The sequence below is a fragment of the Phenylobacterium sp. FG114 genome (assembly GCF_057809855.1).
Genome location: NZ_JBMDKU010000017.1, coordinates 57,633 through 72,927, shown reverse-complemented (window position 1 = coordinate 72,927; position 15,295 = coordinate 57,633). Strand labels below are relative to the sequence as shown.

The window sequence follows — 15,295 nt, the reverse complement described above, 5'->3', positions numbered from 1 at the left end:
GCCTGAGTCCTCCCCAATGAAATTTCTTGCCGCCGTCGCCGCCGTCATCCTGGCGACAGCCGCCCCTTCCCTCGCCGCCGCGGCCCCGGCGAAGCCCGCGGCGTCCAAGCGGATCGTACTCTCCACGGACGTCCGGCCCGACCGCTACGACATCACCGTCCGCCCCGACGCCGAGAAGCTGACCTTCACGGGCCAGGCGAAGATCGAACTGACAGTGGTGAAGGCCACCAGCCGCATCGTGCTGAACGCCGCCGACCTGACCTTCGGCAAGGTCAGCCTGTCGGGGCAGGACGTCGCGCCGAAGGTGGTGCTGGACGAGGCCCAGCAGACCGCCGCCTTCGTCTTCCCCAGGCCGCTGACGCCGGGCAAGCACACGCTCTTCATCGACTACAGCGGCAAAATCTACCAGCAGGCCTCGGGCCTGTTCGCCCTCGACTACGAGGACAACGACGGGACCAAGCACCGCGCCCTCTTCACCCAGTTCGAGAACTCGGACGCCCGCCGCTTCGCGCCCATGTGGGACGAGCCCGGCGTGAAATCGGTCTTCTCGCTGACCGTCGAGGCGCCGGCCGGCCAGATGGCCGTCTCCAACATGCCGGCGACCGACGAGGCGGCCAGCGGCGGCGTCAAGCGCGTGCGCTTCGCCGACAGCCCGAAGATGAGTTCATACCTGCTGTTCATGGCCCTGGGCGACTTCGAGCGGGTCCACAAGCAGGTCGGCAAGACCGACATCGGCGTCGTCGTCCGCAAGGGCGACACCGCGCGCGGCGAGTTCGCCCTCGATGCCGCCGTGAAGCTGCTGCCCTACTACGAGGACTGGTTCGGCACGCCCTACCCGCTGCCGAAGCTCGACCTCGTCGCCGGCCCCGGCAACAGCCAGTTCTTCGCCGCCATGGAGAACTGGGGCGCGATCTTCTACTTCGACTACGCGCTGCTCATCGATCCGAAGCTGTCGACCGAAGCCGATAAGCAGAACGTCTTCATCGTCGTCGCCCACGAGATGGCCCACCAGTGGTTCGGCAACCTGGTCACCATGGCCTGGTGGGACGATCTCTGGCTGAACGAAGGCTTCGCCTCGTGGATGGAGAACAAGGCCACCGACCATTTCCATCCGGAATGGAAGGTCTGGCTCTCCACCCAGTCGGGCCAGCAGAGCGCCATGCGGTTGGACAGCCGCGCCGGCACCCACCCGGTGATCGCCGACATTCCCGACGTCTTCGCCGCCGCCAACGCCTTCGACGCCATCACCTACCAGAAGGGCCAGGCGGTGATCCGCATGCTGGAGACCTATGTGGGCGAGGACGCCTTCAAGGCCGGAGTGCGCAGCTACATCAAGGACCACGCCTACCGGAACGCCGTCAGCGACGACCTCTGGAACGCGCTCGGCAAGGCCGCGCCGTCGAAGAAGGTCGTCGACGTGGCGCACGATTTCCTGCTGCAGCCGGGCGTGCCGCTGATCCGCGCCAAGGAGACCACCGCCGGCGTGGCCCTCACCCAGGAGCGCTTCGGCGTCGACGCCAGCCAGCGCACGCCGCAGACGTGGCGCACGCCGGTCGACGTGAAGGGCGCGAACGGCCAGTGGCAGGAACTGGTCAGCGCCGATGCGCCCAAGACCGTCCCCGCCAAAGCGCCGGTGGTGATCAACGCCGGACAGACCGGCTACTTCCGCAGCGCCTATTCGCCGGAGCTTTGGGCGAAGCTGACGCCCGGCTTCGACAAGCTCTCCGCCGCCGATCAGCTGGGCCTGCTGTACGACAGCCGCGCCCTGGGCGAGGCCGGCGTCTCGCCGATGAGCGACTTCCTGGCCCTGGCCCGCAACACACCGGCCGACGCCGACCCCGTGATCCTCGACGCCCTGTCGAGCCAGCTCGGCGCGCTGGACTGGCTCTACGGCGGCCGGAGCAGCCAATTGGCCTACCGCGCTTTCGCCCGCGCCCGCCTCTCCCCGGTGGCGGAGCGCCTGGGCTGGGATGCGAAGGCGGGCGAGAGCGACAACGCCGCCGTCACCCGCCGCAACGTCCTGAGCCAACTGGGGGAGCTGGGCGACGCCGCCACGATCGCCGAAGCCCGCCGCCGCTTCGGCGCGTGGCTGAAGGATCCCGCCTCCCTGAACGGCGCCGCGCGCCGCACCGTCCTGTCGATCGCGGCCGTCAACGCCGACGAGGCGACCTGGGAGGCCATTCATGCCCAGGCGAAGGCCTCGAAGGACGCGACCGACCGCGCCCGGCTCTACGGCTATCTCGGCTCCAGCGAGAACCCGGCGCTCGCCGACAAGACCCTGGCCCTGGCGCTCAGCGGCGAACCCACGCCGACCGAAGTGCCCGGCATCGTCGCCGCGGTCAGCGGCATGTTCCCGGACAAGGCCTACGACTTCGCCCTCGCCAACCGCGCGAAGCTGGAGGAATTCCTAGAGCCCACCAGCCGCATCACCTACTTCGCGGGCTTGGCCGACGGGTCGCGGGATCCGGCGATGCTGGACAAGTTGGCGAAGCTGAAGGCGACCGTGCCGGCGTCGACCCGCGGCGAGGTGGAGAAGGCCGAGGCCGCCGTGCGCTACCGCCTGGGCGTGATCAAGGACCGCGTGCCGGAGATGGACCGCTGGCTGGCGGCCCACGGCGAATAGCTATTCGCAGGGCGCGGTCTCGCCGGTCTCCACGTCGATCCGGAAGCATTGGCGCTCGCCGGTCTCCAGGTCCTCGACATAGAGGCTGACGTCGTCGTCCGCGTCGGCGGCCGGATGGTGGTCGCCGACGAAGTGCAGGGCGGCGTCCTCGAAGCTGACGCCCTCGACCACATGGGCGCGCGACGCCGCCTCGGCGACCGCGTGGACGCAGAAGCGGCGCTGGAGGCTGGGCTCGGTCATGCGGGTTGAACGCGCGAGGGGACCGTTCGGATTCAACCCGCCGCGTAAACCTGTGGACGAAGCGGCTTGATCCTCACCGCCAGGCCTGGGCTCACGCCCGGCGGCAGGGTCGGACCGTGCCCGATCAGCTCCATCGGCGCGCCCTCGACCTGACAGTCGATGCGCACGTCGGGGCCGCGTTGGGCCACACCCCGCACCTCGGCGGCGAGGCCGACGCCATCGGCCGGCGCGAAGGCCACCTCGTCCGGGCGGAAGAACACCTCGACCACGCCCTGCGGCGCCCCGGCCGGGGCGTCCGATTCCCAGTCGGCGATCCGCAGCCGCCCTTCGTCGACGACGCCCGGCAGGCGGCAGGCCTGTCCCAGGAAATCGAAAACGAACGGGTTGGCAGGGTGCTCATAGACCTCGTTGGGGGAACCCAGCTGGATCAATTCGCCGTCCTTCAGGATCGCCACGCGGTCGGCGAGGTCGAGCGCCTCTTCCTGGTCGTGGGTGACGAACACGGTGGTCACGCCCGCCCGGTCGTGCAGCTCGCGCAGCCAGCGACGCAGCTCGCGGCGCACCTGGGCGTCCAGCGCGCCGAACGGCTCGTCGAGCAGCAGCATCTTGGGCTCGATCGCCAGCGCCCGGGCCAGCGCCACGCGCTGCCGCTGGCCGCCGGACAATTGCGAGGGGAAGCGCTTGTCCAGGCCTTCGAGCTGCACGAGTTGCAGCAGTTGGTTCACCCGGTCGGCGATCTCGGACTTGCTGGGCTTGTCCGTGCGCTTCCGGACGGTCAGGCCGAACGCGATGTTCTGGGCCACGGTCATGTGCCGGAACAGCGCGTAGTGCTGGAATACCATCCCGACCTTGCGGCGGCGCACCGGCAGCGACAGGAAGTCCTCGCCGCCGAAGCGCACCTCGCCGGCGTCGGGCGTCTCGAGACCTGCCAGCACGCGCAGCAGCGTGGTCTTGCCCGACCCCGACGGGCCGAGCAGCGCCAGGAATTCCTTGTCCTTGGCCTGCAGCGAAACGCTCTTCAGCGCCGGGAAGCGGCCGAAGGCCTTCGAAACCCCTTTGATCTCGAGCGCGGTCGCAGAGCTAGTGTCGTCGGCTCGCTGAAAGTTCACCGGAATGACGCCATTCGAGGACGGTCTTGATGACCAGGGTGACGAGCCCGAGGCCGGCCAGGATTGAGGCCGCCGCGAAAGCGCCGACGAATTCGTAGTCATTGTAGAGCACCTCGACGTGGAGCGGCAAAGTGGTGGTCAGGCCACGGACGCTGCCGGAGACGACGGAGACCGCGCCGAACTCACCCATGGCGCGGGCGTTGCACAGAAGGACGCCGTACAGGAGCGCCCACTTGATGTTGGGAAGCGTCACCCGCCAGAACGTGGTCCAGCCGCCGGCGCCCAAAGTCAGGGCCGCCGCCTCCTCGTCGGCGCCCTGGTCCTGCATCAGCGGGATCAGCTCGCGGGCGACGAACGGCAGCGTGACCAGCACCGTCGCCAGGACCAGGCCCGACGTGGCGAAGATGATCTTGATGTCGTGGTCCTGCAGCCAGGATCCGAACCAGCCCTGGGCGCCGAACAGCAACACCCAGACCAGCCCCGAGACCACCGGCGACATCGAGAATGGCAGGTCGATGAAGGTGACCAGCAGGCTCTTGCCCTTGAATTCGAACCTGGCGATCGCCCAGGCCGCCGCCACCCCGAAAACGGCGTTCAGCGGCACGGAGATCGCGGCCACGGTCAGGGTCAGCCGAATGGCGTGCAGCGCGTCGGGCTGCGCCAGCGGTTCCAGATAGGCCGCGAAGCCCTTGGCGAACGCCTGCTGAAAGACCACGCCCAGCGGCAGGACGATCAGTACGCCCAGCACAGCCAGGGTGGCCGCCAGCATCAGGGGCGCGAAGCCCGGAAGGCGAATGGCGCGGATCATGCCCGCCCCCGCCGGGCCAGGAAGAGTTGGGCGCCGTTCACCGCCAGCAGGGCGCCGAACGAGATCACCAGCATCGCCAGGCCGACCGTCGCCGCGCCGGCGTAGTCGTATTGCTCCAGCTTGATGACGATCAGCAGCGGCGCGATTTCGGACTTCAGCGGCATGTTGCCGGCGATGAAGATCACGCTGCCGTACTCGCCGACCGCCCGGGCGAAGGCCAGGCTGAAGCCGGAGATCAGCGCTGGCCCGACCGCGGGAAGCACCACCATCCAGAAGCGCTGGAGAGTCGTGGCGCCGAGGGTCTGGGCCGCTTCCTCGACCTCGCGGTCGAGATCCTGCAGCACGGGCTGCACCGTGCGCACCACGAACGGCAGGCCGATGAACAGCAGGGCGATATAGATGCCAATCGGGCTGTAGGCGGTCTTGATCCCCAGCCGGGCGAATGGCTCGCCGAGCACCCCATTGGGTCCGTAGATCGCGGTGAGCGCGATGCCGGCCACCGCGGTGGGCAGGGCGAACGGCAGGTCCACCAGGGCGTCGATGATCCGGCGGCCAGGGAATTCGTAGCGGGTCAGCGTCCAGGCCGTCATCAGGCCCAGCGGGATGTTGGTGAGCGCCGCCAGGAACGACGTCCCGAAGCTGAGGCGCAGGGCCGCCAGCACCCGGTCCTCGGTCAGCGTGTTCCACACGCCGGCCAGCCCGGATTCCCAAGGCCGCAGCACGAGCGCTGTCAGCGGCAGGACCACGACCAGGCCCAGGTAGGTCAGGGTCCAGCCCATGGCGAGCGGGAAGCCCGGCAGGATGCTGGGCTGCTTCCAGCGCGTTCGGACGCGTCCCGCCAGGGGCGCCAAGGTGGCCGCCGTCATCGGGACCTAGCGCCGGTAGATTCTGTCGAAGACGCCGCCGTCGGCGAAGTGTGTCGCCTGGGCCTTCTTCCATCCGCCGAACTGGCCGTCGATGGTCACGAGCGGGATCGTCTTGAACTTCCCGCGGTACTTCGCGAGGGCCTGCGGATTGCGGGGCCGGAAGTGGTGCTTGCCGATCAGGTCCTGCGCCTTCGGGCTATAGAGGAACCGCAGGTATTGCTGGGCCGCGGCGCGCGTTCCATGCCGGTCGACGTTCTTGTCCACCAGCGCCACCGTCGGCTCGGCCAGGATCGAGAGGCTCGGATAGACGATGTCGAACTTGGGCCCGAACTCCTCGATCGATAGGTAAGCCTCGTTCTCCCAGGCCAGCAGCACGTCACCCAGGCCGCGTTCCGCGAACGTCGTGGTCGAGCCGCGCGCGCCGGTGTCCAGCACGGGCACGTTCTTGAACAGCGCCGAGAGGTACGCTTCGGCCTTGGCGGGCGAGCCGCCCGGCTGCTTCAGCGCCCAGGCATAGGCCGCCAGATAGTTCCAGCGCGCGCCTCCCGACGTCTTCGGGTTGGGCGTGATCACCTGCACGCCCGGCTTGATCAGGTCGCCCCAGTCGCGGATCCCCTTCGGGTTGCCCTTGCGCACCAGGAACACGATGGTCGAGACGTAGGGCGCGGAGTTGTTTGGCAGCCGGCCCTGCCAGTTGGCGGGCAGCAGCTTGGCGCGCGCGGCGATCTCGTCGATGTCATAGGCTAGGGCCAGGGTCACCACGTCGGCTTCCAGGCCGTCGATCACCGCGCGGGCCTGTTTGCCCGAGCCCCCGTGGCTCTGCTGGATCGTGGGCGCGCCCCGGCCCCCATTCGCCTTCCACCATTCCACGAAGGCGGCGTTGACGTCCTTGTAGAGCTCCCGCGTCGGGTCATAGCTCACGTTCAGCAGCGTCAAGGGCTTGCGTTGCGCCGCGGCGAAGCCGGGCACGGCGGCCGCGCCGGCCAGGGCGGCGCTCGCGGCGAGCAGGCGGCGGCGATCTAGGGTGTGGTGGTGCGTCATGGATGAAGGTTCCTGGGTGTCGCGGGCCTTAGGACGCGTACTGAAGCGGGCGGCGCCTCCTCGTCCGGCGTCGGTAGAGCCGGAGCGCAACATAGATTCCATTATTCCCATCAGTTAAGTAGGTTTTCGATCGAAGCCGTGACAGAATTTCTGCGACGGCTCCGGCGCATTGCGCAGGCCGGCAGGCCTCAGAAGGCCGCCTTCAGGGTCACGCCCCACCTCCTCGGATCACCCGGCTGGCCGGCGATCAGGCCGGTGTTGCTGGGGCCGACCGCGAGTTGCTCGAAGTACTTCTCATCGAAGGCGTTGCGCACCCAGGCGTAGAGGTTCAGGCCGTCCAGCGTCCGGAACCCGGCCCGGACGTTCGACAGCGAATAGCCGTCCACCCAGGTGTAGGCCGAGGGAGACGGGTTCGACGAGAAGTTGGAACGATAGCTGCCGTCGTAGCCCAGGTAGGCCTCGCCCTCCTTGCCCAGGAAGGTCGTCGGCAGGTTCGCCTCGGCGCCGAACGAGAAGCTCCACCTGGAGACCCCCGGCAGGCGCTGGCCGGAGATGTCGCAGTTGGCGGGACTCAGACCGCCGGGCGTGCCGGGCGCACTGGGCGTCTGGCCCGCCGCCACCGCCGTCCCGCCGGACAACTCCGGCGGGCACGGCGCATCGACGAACTTTCGATAGGTCGCGTCGGTGTAGGCGCCGTTGGCGTAGGCGGTGAAGCGCTCGCTCGGCCGTACGGCGAGATCGAATTCGAAACCCTGGCTGCGAACCTTGCCGGCGTTGGCGAGGTAGCCGCGCAGCACGCCCAACTGACCGTTCGTGACCGTCGCCTGGTAGTCCCTGATGTCGGTGCGGAAGGCCGAGACGTTCAGCGTCGCCCGCCGATCCCAGAACTGGGTCTTCAGGCCGGTTTCGAAGTGGTCGACGTCCTCGGGCTTGATGCGCCCCGCCGCGGCGATCGGATTGCCGGCGGCGTCCGTCGGCAGGCCGTTCTGGTTGATGCCACCCGTCTTGAAACTTTTCGCGTAGGTCGCATACCCGAACACGTCGGGCGTGAACCGATAGCTGGCCGTCAGGTCGTAGCTGAAATTCCAGTCGCTGAACTCTGGGGCGCTGAGCTGCGGCGTGAACACGGCGAGCTGGGCGACCCGCCTGGCGCCCGTCTGGCCGAGCAGGACCGGAACCCCCTGCCCATCGAAGACCAGGCGCTGATAGAAGCCTTCCTTCTTGTCGTAATTCAGCCGCAGGCCGGGCTGGATCGTGAAGGCGTCGGTGACCTTCCAGCTTGCCTGACCGAACAGCGCAAAGCTGGTGTTCTTCAGGTACTGGGTGTTGCGGGCCACCAGGCCGTCGAGGACGGTCGGATCGTTCGACAGGGCGTTGCTCAGCGCAATGTTCCAGCGGCTGGACGCCGGCCCCTGCTGTTCCGTGCCCTGGGTGTCGATCCGCTGCTTGAAGGCGAAGGCGCCCACCACGAAGTCGTAGCGCTCAGCGGCGTAGTTGTAGCGCAGCTCCTGCGAGTACTGGTCCTGTTGGGACGGATTCTGCGACTTCGACACGATCGACAGACCCAGGAAGTCGCGGTCGTTTTCCGGTTTCCAGTCCCAGAAGCGCCACGCAGTGACCGAGGTCAGCGTGCCCGGTCCGACGTTCCAGACCACCCGGGCAGAGGCGCCGCCGATCTTGTTGCCCGCGTTCAGGTTCGCATCGACATCCGTCACACGGTCGAAGGGGTTGGTGCTCGCGACGACATAACCCTGGGCCGCGGCCAGCGCCGCGTACTGCCGGTTCAGCGGCCGCTGCGTCGCGCCGGTGCGGACGAAGATCTGAGCGCAGCACTCGGCGTCCTGCTCGCTGTAGTCGCCGGCGAAGGTGATCGCGAGGTTGTCGCTGGGCTTGTAGAGGATCTGGCCGCGGACGCCGAGATTGTCCTGCGCGTTCACGTGCTGGCGGCTCGTGACGTTGTAGATCGTGCCGCGCCGGGTGGTCGTCGAGATCGCCAGCCGGGCAGCGATGGTGTCGGTCAGCGGGCCGGAGATGGCGGCCTTGGCCTGCTTGAACGCGAGGTTGCCCGCCGTCACCTCGGCCTTGGCCTCGAAGTCGAACGTGGGCTGGTTGGTGGTGATGTTGACCGCGCCGGCGGTGGTGTTCTTGCCGTAGAGCGTGCCCTGCGGACCCCGCAGCACCTCGATGCGCGACACGTCCAGGAAGTCGAACGTCGCGGTGGCGACGCGCGCGTTGTAGACGTCGTCGATATAGAAGCCGACGCCCTGTTCGAACCCGTCGCTGGTCAGGCCGAACGGCACGCCGAGACCGCGGATGTTCACCGCCGTGTTGCGCGGGTTCGAGGAATAGTACTGCAGCGTCGGCGTCAGCTGCTGCAGGCGGCCGACATTGAAGGCGCCGGTGGCGTCCACCTTGTCCGCCCCGATCACCGAGATGGCCAACGGCACGGATTGCACAGTCTCCTGGCGACGACGGGCGGTGACGGTCACCTCGCCGACGGTCGCGCCCGCCTCGGCGTCCACGGCCTCGGCGGCGGCGTCAACGCCCGGCGCCGTCGCGGCCGCAGGCTGGGCAAGGGCTGCAGACGCCACGCCGCAGACGAGAAGCCCCAGGAGGGCGGCGGAAGCGGTTGGGCGCAGCGCAGGCGAAGTCATCTCAGGTCCCCCAGCTCGTGTTGGGGGAACTTAGACCTCTTATTCCTATCGACTAAATGGGATTAAGCTGGGTGAGCCCGCAGATTTCCTAAACGCTACTCCGCCGCCATCAGGACGCGGCCCGCGGTAAACGAGGTCTTCGTCGCCAGCTCGGCCTTGGCCGCCTCGTACTCCTCGGACAGGCGCCCGACCAGTTCCGCGGCGGTCGGCACGTGCTTCACCGCGCCGATCCCCTGGCCGCAGCCCCAGATGTCGCGCCAGGCCTTGGCCTTCTGGTTGCCGCCCGAGCCGAAGTTCATCGCCGAAGGGTCGGACTTGGGCAGGTCGTTCGGGTCCAGGCCCGCCGCGACTATGGACGGCGTGAGATAGTTGCCGTGCACCCCGGTGAACAGGTTCGTGTAGGTGATGTCCTCGCCGGTCGAGGCCACGATCATCTCCTGGTAAGCGGGATCCGCCCGCGCCTCCTTGGTGGCGATGAAGGCCGAGCCCGCATAGGCCAGGTCGGCGCCCATAGCCTGGGCGCCCAGGATCGAACGGCCGTGCGCGATGGACCCGGACAGCGCGATCGGCCCGTCGAACCATTCGCGCAGCGCCTGGACCAGCGCGAACGGCGACAGGTGCCCGGCATGCCCGCCAGCGCCGGCCGCCACCGGGATCAGGCCGTCGGCCCCCTTCTCGATGGCCTTGTGGGCGAACTTGTCGTTGATCACGTCGTGCATCACGACGCCGCCATAGGAATGGACCGCGGCGTTCACGTCCTCCCGCGCGCCCAGCGAGGTGATGATCACCGGCACCTTCCACTTGGTGGTCGCCTCGACGTCGTGTTCCAGCCGGTCGCTGGACTTGTGCACGATGTGGTTCACCGCGAAGGGCGCGGAAGGCGTATCCGGGTGGTCGCGATCCCAGATGGCCAGTTCCTCGGTGATCTGGTGCAGCCATTCGTCCAGCATCGAGGCCGGCCGTGCGTTCAGCGCCGGGAACGAGCCGACGATCCCGGCCTTGCATTGGGCGATCACCAGCTCCGGGCCGGAGATAATGAACAGCGGGCTGCCGATCAGCGGCAGGCGGAGGCGATCACGCAGGACGGGCGGCAGGGCCATGGAGCGAGTCCTCGAACGGTTGTTAGATTTACGTTGTACGTCAGTAAGCGACGGCGGGCAACACCGAGCTCGGAGTCGAGGCTGACACGATAACGTCGGGTCACGCCAGTTCGCGAGGCGGCCTGCGCCCGCAGCGGTAGAACAACGTTGCGCGATCGCCTTTGAGTTGGTCAGACTGCCGGCCGCGTCCTGAAATGGGGGGAAGCCATGGCCGACATCCGTGTGTTCTTTGCCACCAACCGGAACTATCAGCCCGACAACAAGCTCGTTGTCTTCGGTAAGCACTTCAACCCCGATGGCGTCGCTGCCCTCCGCTTCGGGTACGCCGACTACAAGGTGGGCGAGTCGGGTCCGTCGCTCGAAGGCGTGACGGTCTACGAGGACAAGAAGGGGCCCGAGGACAGCAAGCCGGGCTCGCAAAACCTACTCAGCGACCTGCACAAGGCCATGGCGGGCGAGAAGTCGGACACCCTGGTCTTCATCCACGGGTTCAACGTGGCGTTCCTCGACGCCCTGCACGCCGCCGCCCGCATCGCCGACGAGGTGAAGCTGGACGGCCGCACGCTCAACCTGGTCGTCTTCAGCTGGCCTTCGGACGGCGAGAAGGTCCCATGGATGTCCTACTACAGCGACCGTGAGGACGGCCGCGCCTCGGGACCGGCGCTCGCGCGCGCCTACCTCATGCTGCAGGAATTCGTGGCCAAGCTGGGCGAGGAGGAGCACTGCCAGCGCTGCCTGCACCTGCTGGCGCACAGCATGGGGGCCTATGTGTTGCGCAACGGCTTGCAGGCGATCCTGGCCAAGGATCCCAACAAGCTGACCCGCCTGTTCGACCAGATCCTGCTGGCCGCGCCGGACGAGGACGACGACACCTTCGAGACCGATCAGAAGCTGCGCCTGCTGCCGCGCATGGGCCGCCGGGTGACCGTCTATTTCAACCGCAACGACCGCGCCCTGATCATCTCGGACAAGACCAAGTCCAATCCCGACCGCCTCGGCTCGGACGGCCCGCGTCTGATCGACCTGATCCCGAAGAAGGTGACCCTGGTCGACTGCCGCAACGTGGCCATGAGCGCCGACCGCGTGGTGGGGCACAGCTACTACATCAACAGTCGCGCCATGGCCGCCGACATGTCCGCCACCTTGCTCGATGTGGACAGCGAGGAGATCCCCAACCGCGAATACATCGCCAACAAGCGCGTCTGGCGGATCGTGCGGGACCCAGGCCTGGCGCCGCGCACGCCCGAGCCCGCTACCCCTGCGTGAACTTGACGCCCGCGCGTGCGGAGGGGCAATTCGCCCCATGGCCGACACGAGCGTTCTCGACCCTGGAATTCCGCCCACCGGCGAGGACGCCTGGCGCGCCCTGGTCGCCAAGACCCTGGGCGACAAGCCCTTCGAAAGCCTGACGAAGACCACCGTCGAAGGCCTGCCCATCGCGCCGCTGTACGCCGCCAGCGAAGCGGCCGCCGCCTTCCCGGCCCGGCCGTTCGACGAAGAGCGTCCGTGGGACATCCGCGTGCTCTCCGCCCAGGCGGACCCCGCGCGCGTCAACGCCGAGTTGCTGGCCGACCTGGAAGGCGGCGCGGCCTCGGTCATCGTGAAGGGCCACGCCTCGGCCGACGCGCTCGGCCGCGCGCTGAAGGACATCATCGTCGAGCTCGCCCCCGTGGGCCTGGACGCCGGCTTCTTGGGTCCCAAGGCCGCGGACGCGCTGCATGCCGTCGCCAAGGCCTCCCCGGGGGCGAAGCTGAACCTCAACCTCGACCCACTCGGCGCCTTCGCTGAAGCCGGCGCCAGCCCCGGGCCGATCGAAAGCCACATCGTCAGCGCCGCCACCGTGGCGGCGCGCCACGCGCAGACCTATCCGCAGGCGCAGCTGTTCCTGGCCTCGGGCCGGGTCGCCCACGAGGCGGGCGGCGGCGAGGCGCTGGAGGTGGCGGTGGCCGCCGCGTCCGCCATCGCCTACGCCAAGGCCCTGGTCCGCGCCGGTCTGCCGGTCGACGAAGCCTTCGCGCGCATCACCCTGGGGCTGGCCGCCGACGGCGACTATTTCCTGACCCTGGCCAAGCTGCGCGCCGCGCGCGCCGTCTTCGCCCGCATCGCCACGGCCTCGGGCGCGCCCGCCCAGGCCCGGATCGAGGCCCGCTCCTCGCGCCGGATGCTCACCGCCCAGGATCCCTGGACCAACATGATCCGCCTGACCGCCGCCGGCTTCGGCGCCGCGGCCGGCGGCGCGGACGCTGTCGTGCTCGGAAACTTCACCGACGCCCTTGGCCTGCCCACCGCCTTCGGCCGCCGCCAGAGCCGCAACACCCAATTGGTCCTGCTGGAGGAGGCCGCTATCGGCCGCGTTGCCGATCCGGCTGCGGGATCCGGCTATATCGAAAGCCTCACCGACCAGATCGCCCGGGCAGCCTGGGACCGTCTGCAGACCATAGAGGCGGCCGGCGGGATCATCGCCGCGCTGGAGAAGGGCCTGGTCGCCCAGGACGTGAACGCGGCCGTGGCGGCGCGAGGCGAGCCGAAGATCCTGGGCGTCACCGCCTTCCCACCCACCGACCAGACGCCGGTGGACGTCGACAAGGCCGCGCCTGCCAGCCTCGACGCCGAGACCGCCCGCCTGCCCGGCCCTGACGGCAGATGCCCTGCGCTCAAGCCCATGCGGCTGTCCGAAAAGCACGAGGTGACAGCGTGAGCTTCCCCGATTTCGCCTCCCTACCCTTCGACGGCGACGTTGGCGCCTTCGCTAAGCCGACCGGCGCGCCCTGGACCACGCCCGAGGGCATCGACGTTCGCCCGGCCTACGACGCCGCCGATATCGAGGGCCTGACCGCGCTGGGCGGCTTCCCCGGCCTGGCCCCGTTCGTGCGCGGCCCCTACCCGACCATGTACGCCACCAACCCGTGGACGATCCGCCAGTACGCGGGCTTCTCCACGGCCGAGGATTCCAACGCCTTCTACCGCCGTAACCTCGCCGCCGGTCAGATGGGCCTGTCCATCGCCTTCGACCTGGCGACCCACCGCGGCTACGATTCGGACCATCCGCGCGTGACCGGCGACGTCGGGATGGCCGGCGTGGCGATCGACAGTATCCTGGACATGCGGACGCTGTTCGACGGCATCCCGCTCGACAAGATGACCGTGTCGATGACCATGAACGGCGCGGTGCTGCCGATCCTGGCGCTCTACATCGTGGCGGCGGAAGAACAGGGCGTGCCGCACGAGAAGCTGGCCGGCACGATCCAGAACGACATCCTGAAGGAGTTCCTGACCCGGAACACCTACATCTACCCGCCCGGCCCCTCGATGCGGATCATCGCGGACATCTTTGCGTACACGAGCAAGGAGATGCCGCGGTTCAACTCGATCTCGATCAGCGGCTACCACATGCAGGAAGCCGGGGCGACGCTGGACCTGGAGCTCGCCTACACCCTGGCCGACGGCATCGAGTACGTCCGCGCGGGCGTCGCCGCCGGCATGACGGTCGACCAGTTCGCGCCGCGCCTGTCGTTCTTCTGGTGCGCCGGCATGAACATGTTCATGGAGGTCGCGAAGCAGCGCGCCAGCCGCCTGCTCTGGGCCAAGCTGATGAAGCAGGAGTTCGATCCCAAGGACGCACGCTCGCTGGCTTTGCGCGCTCACACCCAGACCAGCGGCTGGTCGCTCGCCGCCCAGGACGTGTTCAACAACGTCCCCCGCACGGCCATCGAGGCCATGGGCGCCACCGGCGGCCAGACCCAGAGCCTGCACACCAACTCGCTGGACGAGGCCCTGGCGCTGCCCACAGACTTCTCGGCCCGCATCGCGCGCAACACCCAGCTCTTCCTGCAGATGGAGAGCGGCCAGCCCCGCGTCGTCGACCCCTGGGGCGGCAGCTTCTACGTCGAGCGCCTGACCGCCGACCTCGCCAAGCGCGCGCTGGGCCACATCGCCGAGGTGGAGGCGTTGGGCGGCATGGCCAAGGCCATCGAGGAAGGGCTGCCCAAGCGCCGGATCGAGGAAGCCTCGGCCCGCATCCAGGCCCGCATCGACTCGGCCAAGCAGAGCGTGGTCGGCGTGAACCGCTATCGCCCGGACGTGCCGGACGACATCCCGGTGCTCAAGGTCGACAACACCGCCGTGCGCAACGCCCAGCTCGAGAAGCTGAACCGGCTGAAGCGTGAGCGCGACCCCGAGGCCGTGGCCGCCGCGCTCGACGCCCTCACCGCCGGAGCGGCGGGCAAGGCCAATCTCCTGGAGCTGGCGGTGAACGCCGCCCGCGCGAAGGCCACGGTCGGTGAAATCAGCTACGCGCTCGAAAAGGTGTTCGGCCGGCACAAGGCCCACGCCGACGCCGTGAAAGGCGTCTACCTGCGCGAGGCCGGCAGCACGCCCGCCTCGGATCGCGCGCGCGCGATGACCGAGGCTTTCCTGCAAGCCGACGGCCGCAAGCCGCGCATCATGGTCGCCAAGATGGGCCAGGATGGCCACGACCGCGGCCAGAAGGTGATCGCCTCGGGCTTCGCCGACCTGGGCTTCGAGGTCGAGATCGGCGACCTGTTCCAGACGCCGGCGGAGGCCGCCGCGGAGGCCGTGGAGACCGGTGTGCATGCGGTGGGCGCAAGCTCGCTGGCCGCCGGCCACCTGACCCTTGTTCCCGAGCTCAAGGCCGAGTTGGCCAAGCTAGGCCGACCCGACATCCTGGTGTTCGTGGGCGGCGTCATTCCCCCTGAGGACTTCAAGGCCCTGGAGGACATGGGCGTCGCCGCGATCTTCGCGCCGGGCACGGTCATTCCCGAAGCCGCGATCACGGTCCTCGACCGCCTGAACGAACAGCTCGGATACGCCCAGGAGCAGGCGGCGCAGTAGCCG

11 protein-coding genes are annotated in these 15,295 nt (G+C 68.6%); 4 read left to right on the top strand and 7 right to left on the bottom strand.

The features are described from left to right. Positions 1–16: 16 nt before the first annotated feature. Positions 17–2,623 (top strand): M1 family metallopeptidase, encoded by a 2,607-nt coding sequence (locus tag ACODSY_RS23125; protein WP_488954258.1) that lies wholly within the window; start codon positions 17–19, stop codon positions 2,621–2,623. Here ACODSY_RS23125 and ACODSY_RS23120 read toward each other — a convergent pair whose 3' ends face one another. From ACODSY_RS23120 to ACODSY_RS23090, 7 genes are all read right to left on the bottom strand, one after another. Continuing rightward, entirely contained in the window at positions 2,624–2,863 is a 240-nt protein-coding gene (locus ACODSY_RS23120) for a DUF5961 family protein (RefSeq protein WP_488954257.1), read from the bottom strand. Between the two features lie 32 nt (positions 2,864–2,895). Beyond that, the gene (locus tag ACODSY_RS23115) at positions 2,896–3,972 is read right to left on the bottom strand and encodes a sulfate/molybdate ABC transporter ATP-binding protein (RefSeq protein ID WP_488954256.1); all 1,077 of its coding nucleotides are present in this window, start codon (positions 3,970–3,972) and stop codon (positions 2,896–2,898) included. Next, on the bottom strand, positions 3,944–4,741 hold the full coding sequence (gene cysW, locus ACODSY_RS23110) for a sulfate ABC transporter permease subunit CysW (protein WP_488954275.1): 798 nt from the start codon (positions 4,739–4,741) through the stop codon (positions 3,944–3,946). The genes ACODSY_RS23115 and cysW overlap by 29 nt, the downstream gene beginning before the upstream one ends. A gap of 35 nt (positions 4,742–4,776) precedes the next feature. Further along, positions 4,777–5,646: a sulfate ABC transporter permease subunit CysT gene (gene cysT / locus ACODSY_RS23105; RefSeq protein WP_488954255.1), complete on the bottom strand. Its 870-nt coding sequence runs from the start codon at positions 5,644–5,646 to the stop codon at positions 4,777–4,779. Between the two features lie 6 nt (positions 5,647–5,652). Beyond that, positions 5,653–6,687 carry a sulfate ABC transporter substrate-binding protein gene (locus tag ACODSY_RS23100; RefSeq protein WP_488954254.1) on the bottom strand — a complete coding sequence of 345 codons (1,035 nt, stop codon included), beginning with the start codon at positions 6,685–6,687 and terminating at the stop codon, positions 5,653–5,655. 188 nt (positions 6,688–6,875) lie between these two features. Further along, positions 6,876–9,341 carry a TonB-dependent receptor gene (locus ACODSY_RS23095; protein WP_488954253.1) on the bottom strand — a complete coding sequence of 822 codons (2,466 nt, stop codon included), beginning with the start codon at positions 9,339–9,341 and terminating at the stop codon, positions 6,876–6,878. A 95-nt stretch (positions 9,342–9,436) separates the two neighbouring features. Then, positions 9,437–10,441, bottom strand: a complete 1,005-nt coding sequence (locus ACODSY_RS23090; protein ID WP_488954252.1) for an NAD(P)H-dependent flavin oxidoreductase — start codon at positions 10,439–10,441, stop codon at positions 9,437–9,439. 207 nt (positions 10,442–10,648) lie between these two features. On the opposite strand from ACODSY_RS23090, the gene ACODSY_RS23085 reads away from it, so the two are divergent. The 3 genes from ACODSY_RS23085 to scpA are packed head-to-tail and all read left to right on the top strand — an operon-like array spanning position 10,649 to position 15,292. Beyond that, on the top strand, positions 10,649–11,707 hold the full coding sequence (locus ACODSY_RS23085; RefSeq protein WP_488954251.1) for an alpha/beta hydrolase: 1,059 nt from the start codon (positions 10,649–10,651) through the stop codon (positions 11,705–11,707). Positions 11,708–11,744: 37 nt separating this feature from the next. Further along, positions 11,745–13,139: a methylmalonyl-CoA mutase family protein gene (locus ACODSY_RS23080; RefSeq protein ID WP_488954250.1), complete on the top strand. Its 1,395-nt coding sequence runs from the start codon at positions 11,745–11,747 to the stop codon at positions 13,137–13,139. Then, positions 13,085–15,292 (top strand): methylmalonyl-CoA mutase, encoded by a 2,208-nt coding sequence (gene scpA, locus ACODSY_RS23075; protein WP_488954249.1) that lies wholly within the window; start codon positions 13,085–13,087, stop codon positions 15,290–15,292. The genes ACODSY_RS23080 and scpA overlap by 55 nt, the downstream gene beginning before the upstream one ends. Positions 15,293–15,295 lie beyond the last annotated feature (3 nt).

Coding starts and splice junctions, on each gene's coding strand:
- ACODSY_RS23125 (WP_488954258.1), top strand. CDS start 17: ATGAAATTTCTTGCCGCCGTCGCCGCCGTCATCCTGGCGACAGCCGCC.
- ACODSY_RS23120 (WP_488954257.1), bottom strand. CDS start 2,863: ATGACCGAGCCCAGCCTCCAGCGCCGCTTCTGCGTCCACGCGGTCGCC.
- cysW (WP_488954275.1), bottom strand. CDS start 4,741: ATGCTGGCGGCCACCCTGGCTGTGCTGGGCGTACTGATCGTCCTGCCG.
- cysT (WP_488954255.1), bottom strand. CDS start 5,646: ATGACGGCGGCCACCTTGGCGCCCCTGGCGGGACGCGTCCGAACGCGC.
- ACODSY_RS23100 (WP_488954254.1), bottom strand. CDS start 6,687: ATGACGCACCACCACACCCTAGATCGCCGCCGCCTGCTCGCCGCGAGC.
- ACODSY_RS23095 (WP_488954253.1), bottom strand. CDS start 9,341: ATGACTTCGCCTGCGCTGCGCCCAACCGCTTCCGCCGCCCTCCTGGGG.
- ACODSY_RS23090 (WP_488954252.1), bottom strand. CDS start 10,441: ATGGCCCTGCCGCCCGTCCTGCGTGATCGCCTCCGCCTGCCGCTGATC.
- ACODSY_RS23085 (WP_488954251.1), top strand. CDS start 10,649: ATGGCCGACATCCGTGTGTTCTTTGCCACCAACCGGAACTATCAGCCC.
- ACODSY_RS23080 (WP_488954250.1), top strand. CDS start 11,745: ATGGCCGACACGAGCGTTCTCGACCCTGGAATTCCGCCCACCGGCGAG.
- scpA (WP_488954249.1), top strand. CDS start 13,085: ATGCCCTGCGCTCAAGCCCATGCGGCTGTCCGAAAAGCACGAGGTGAC.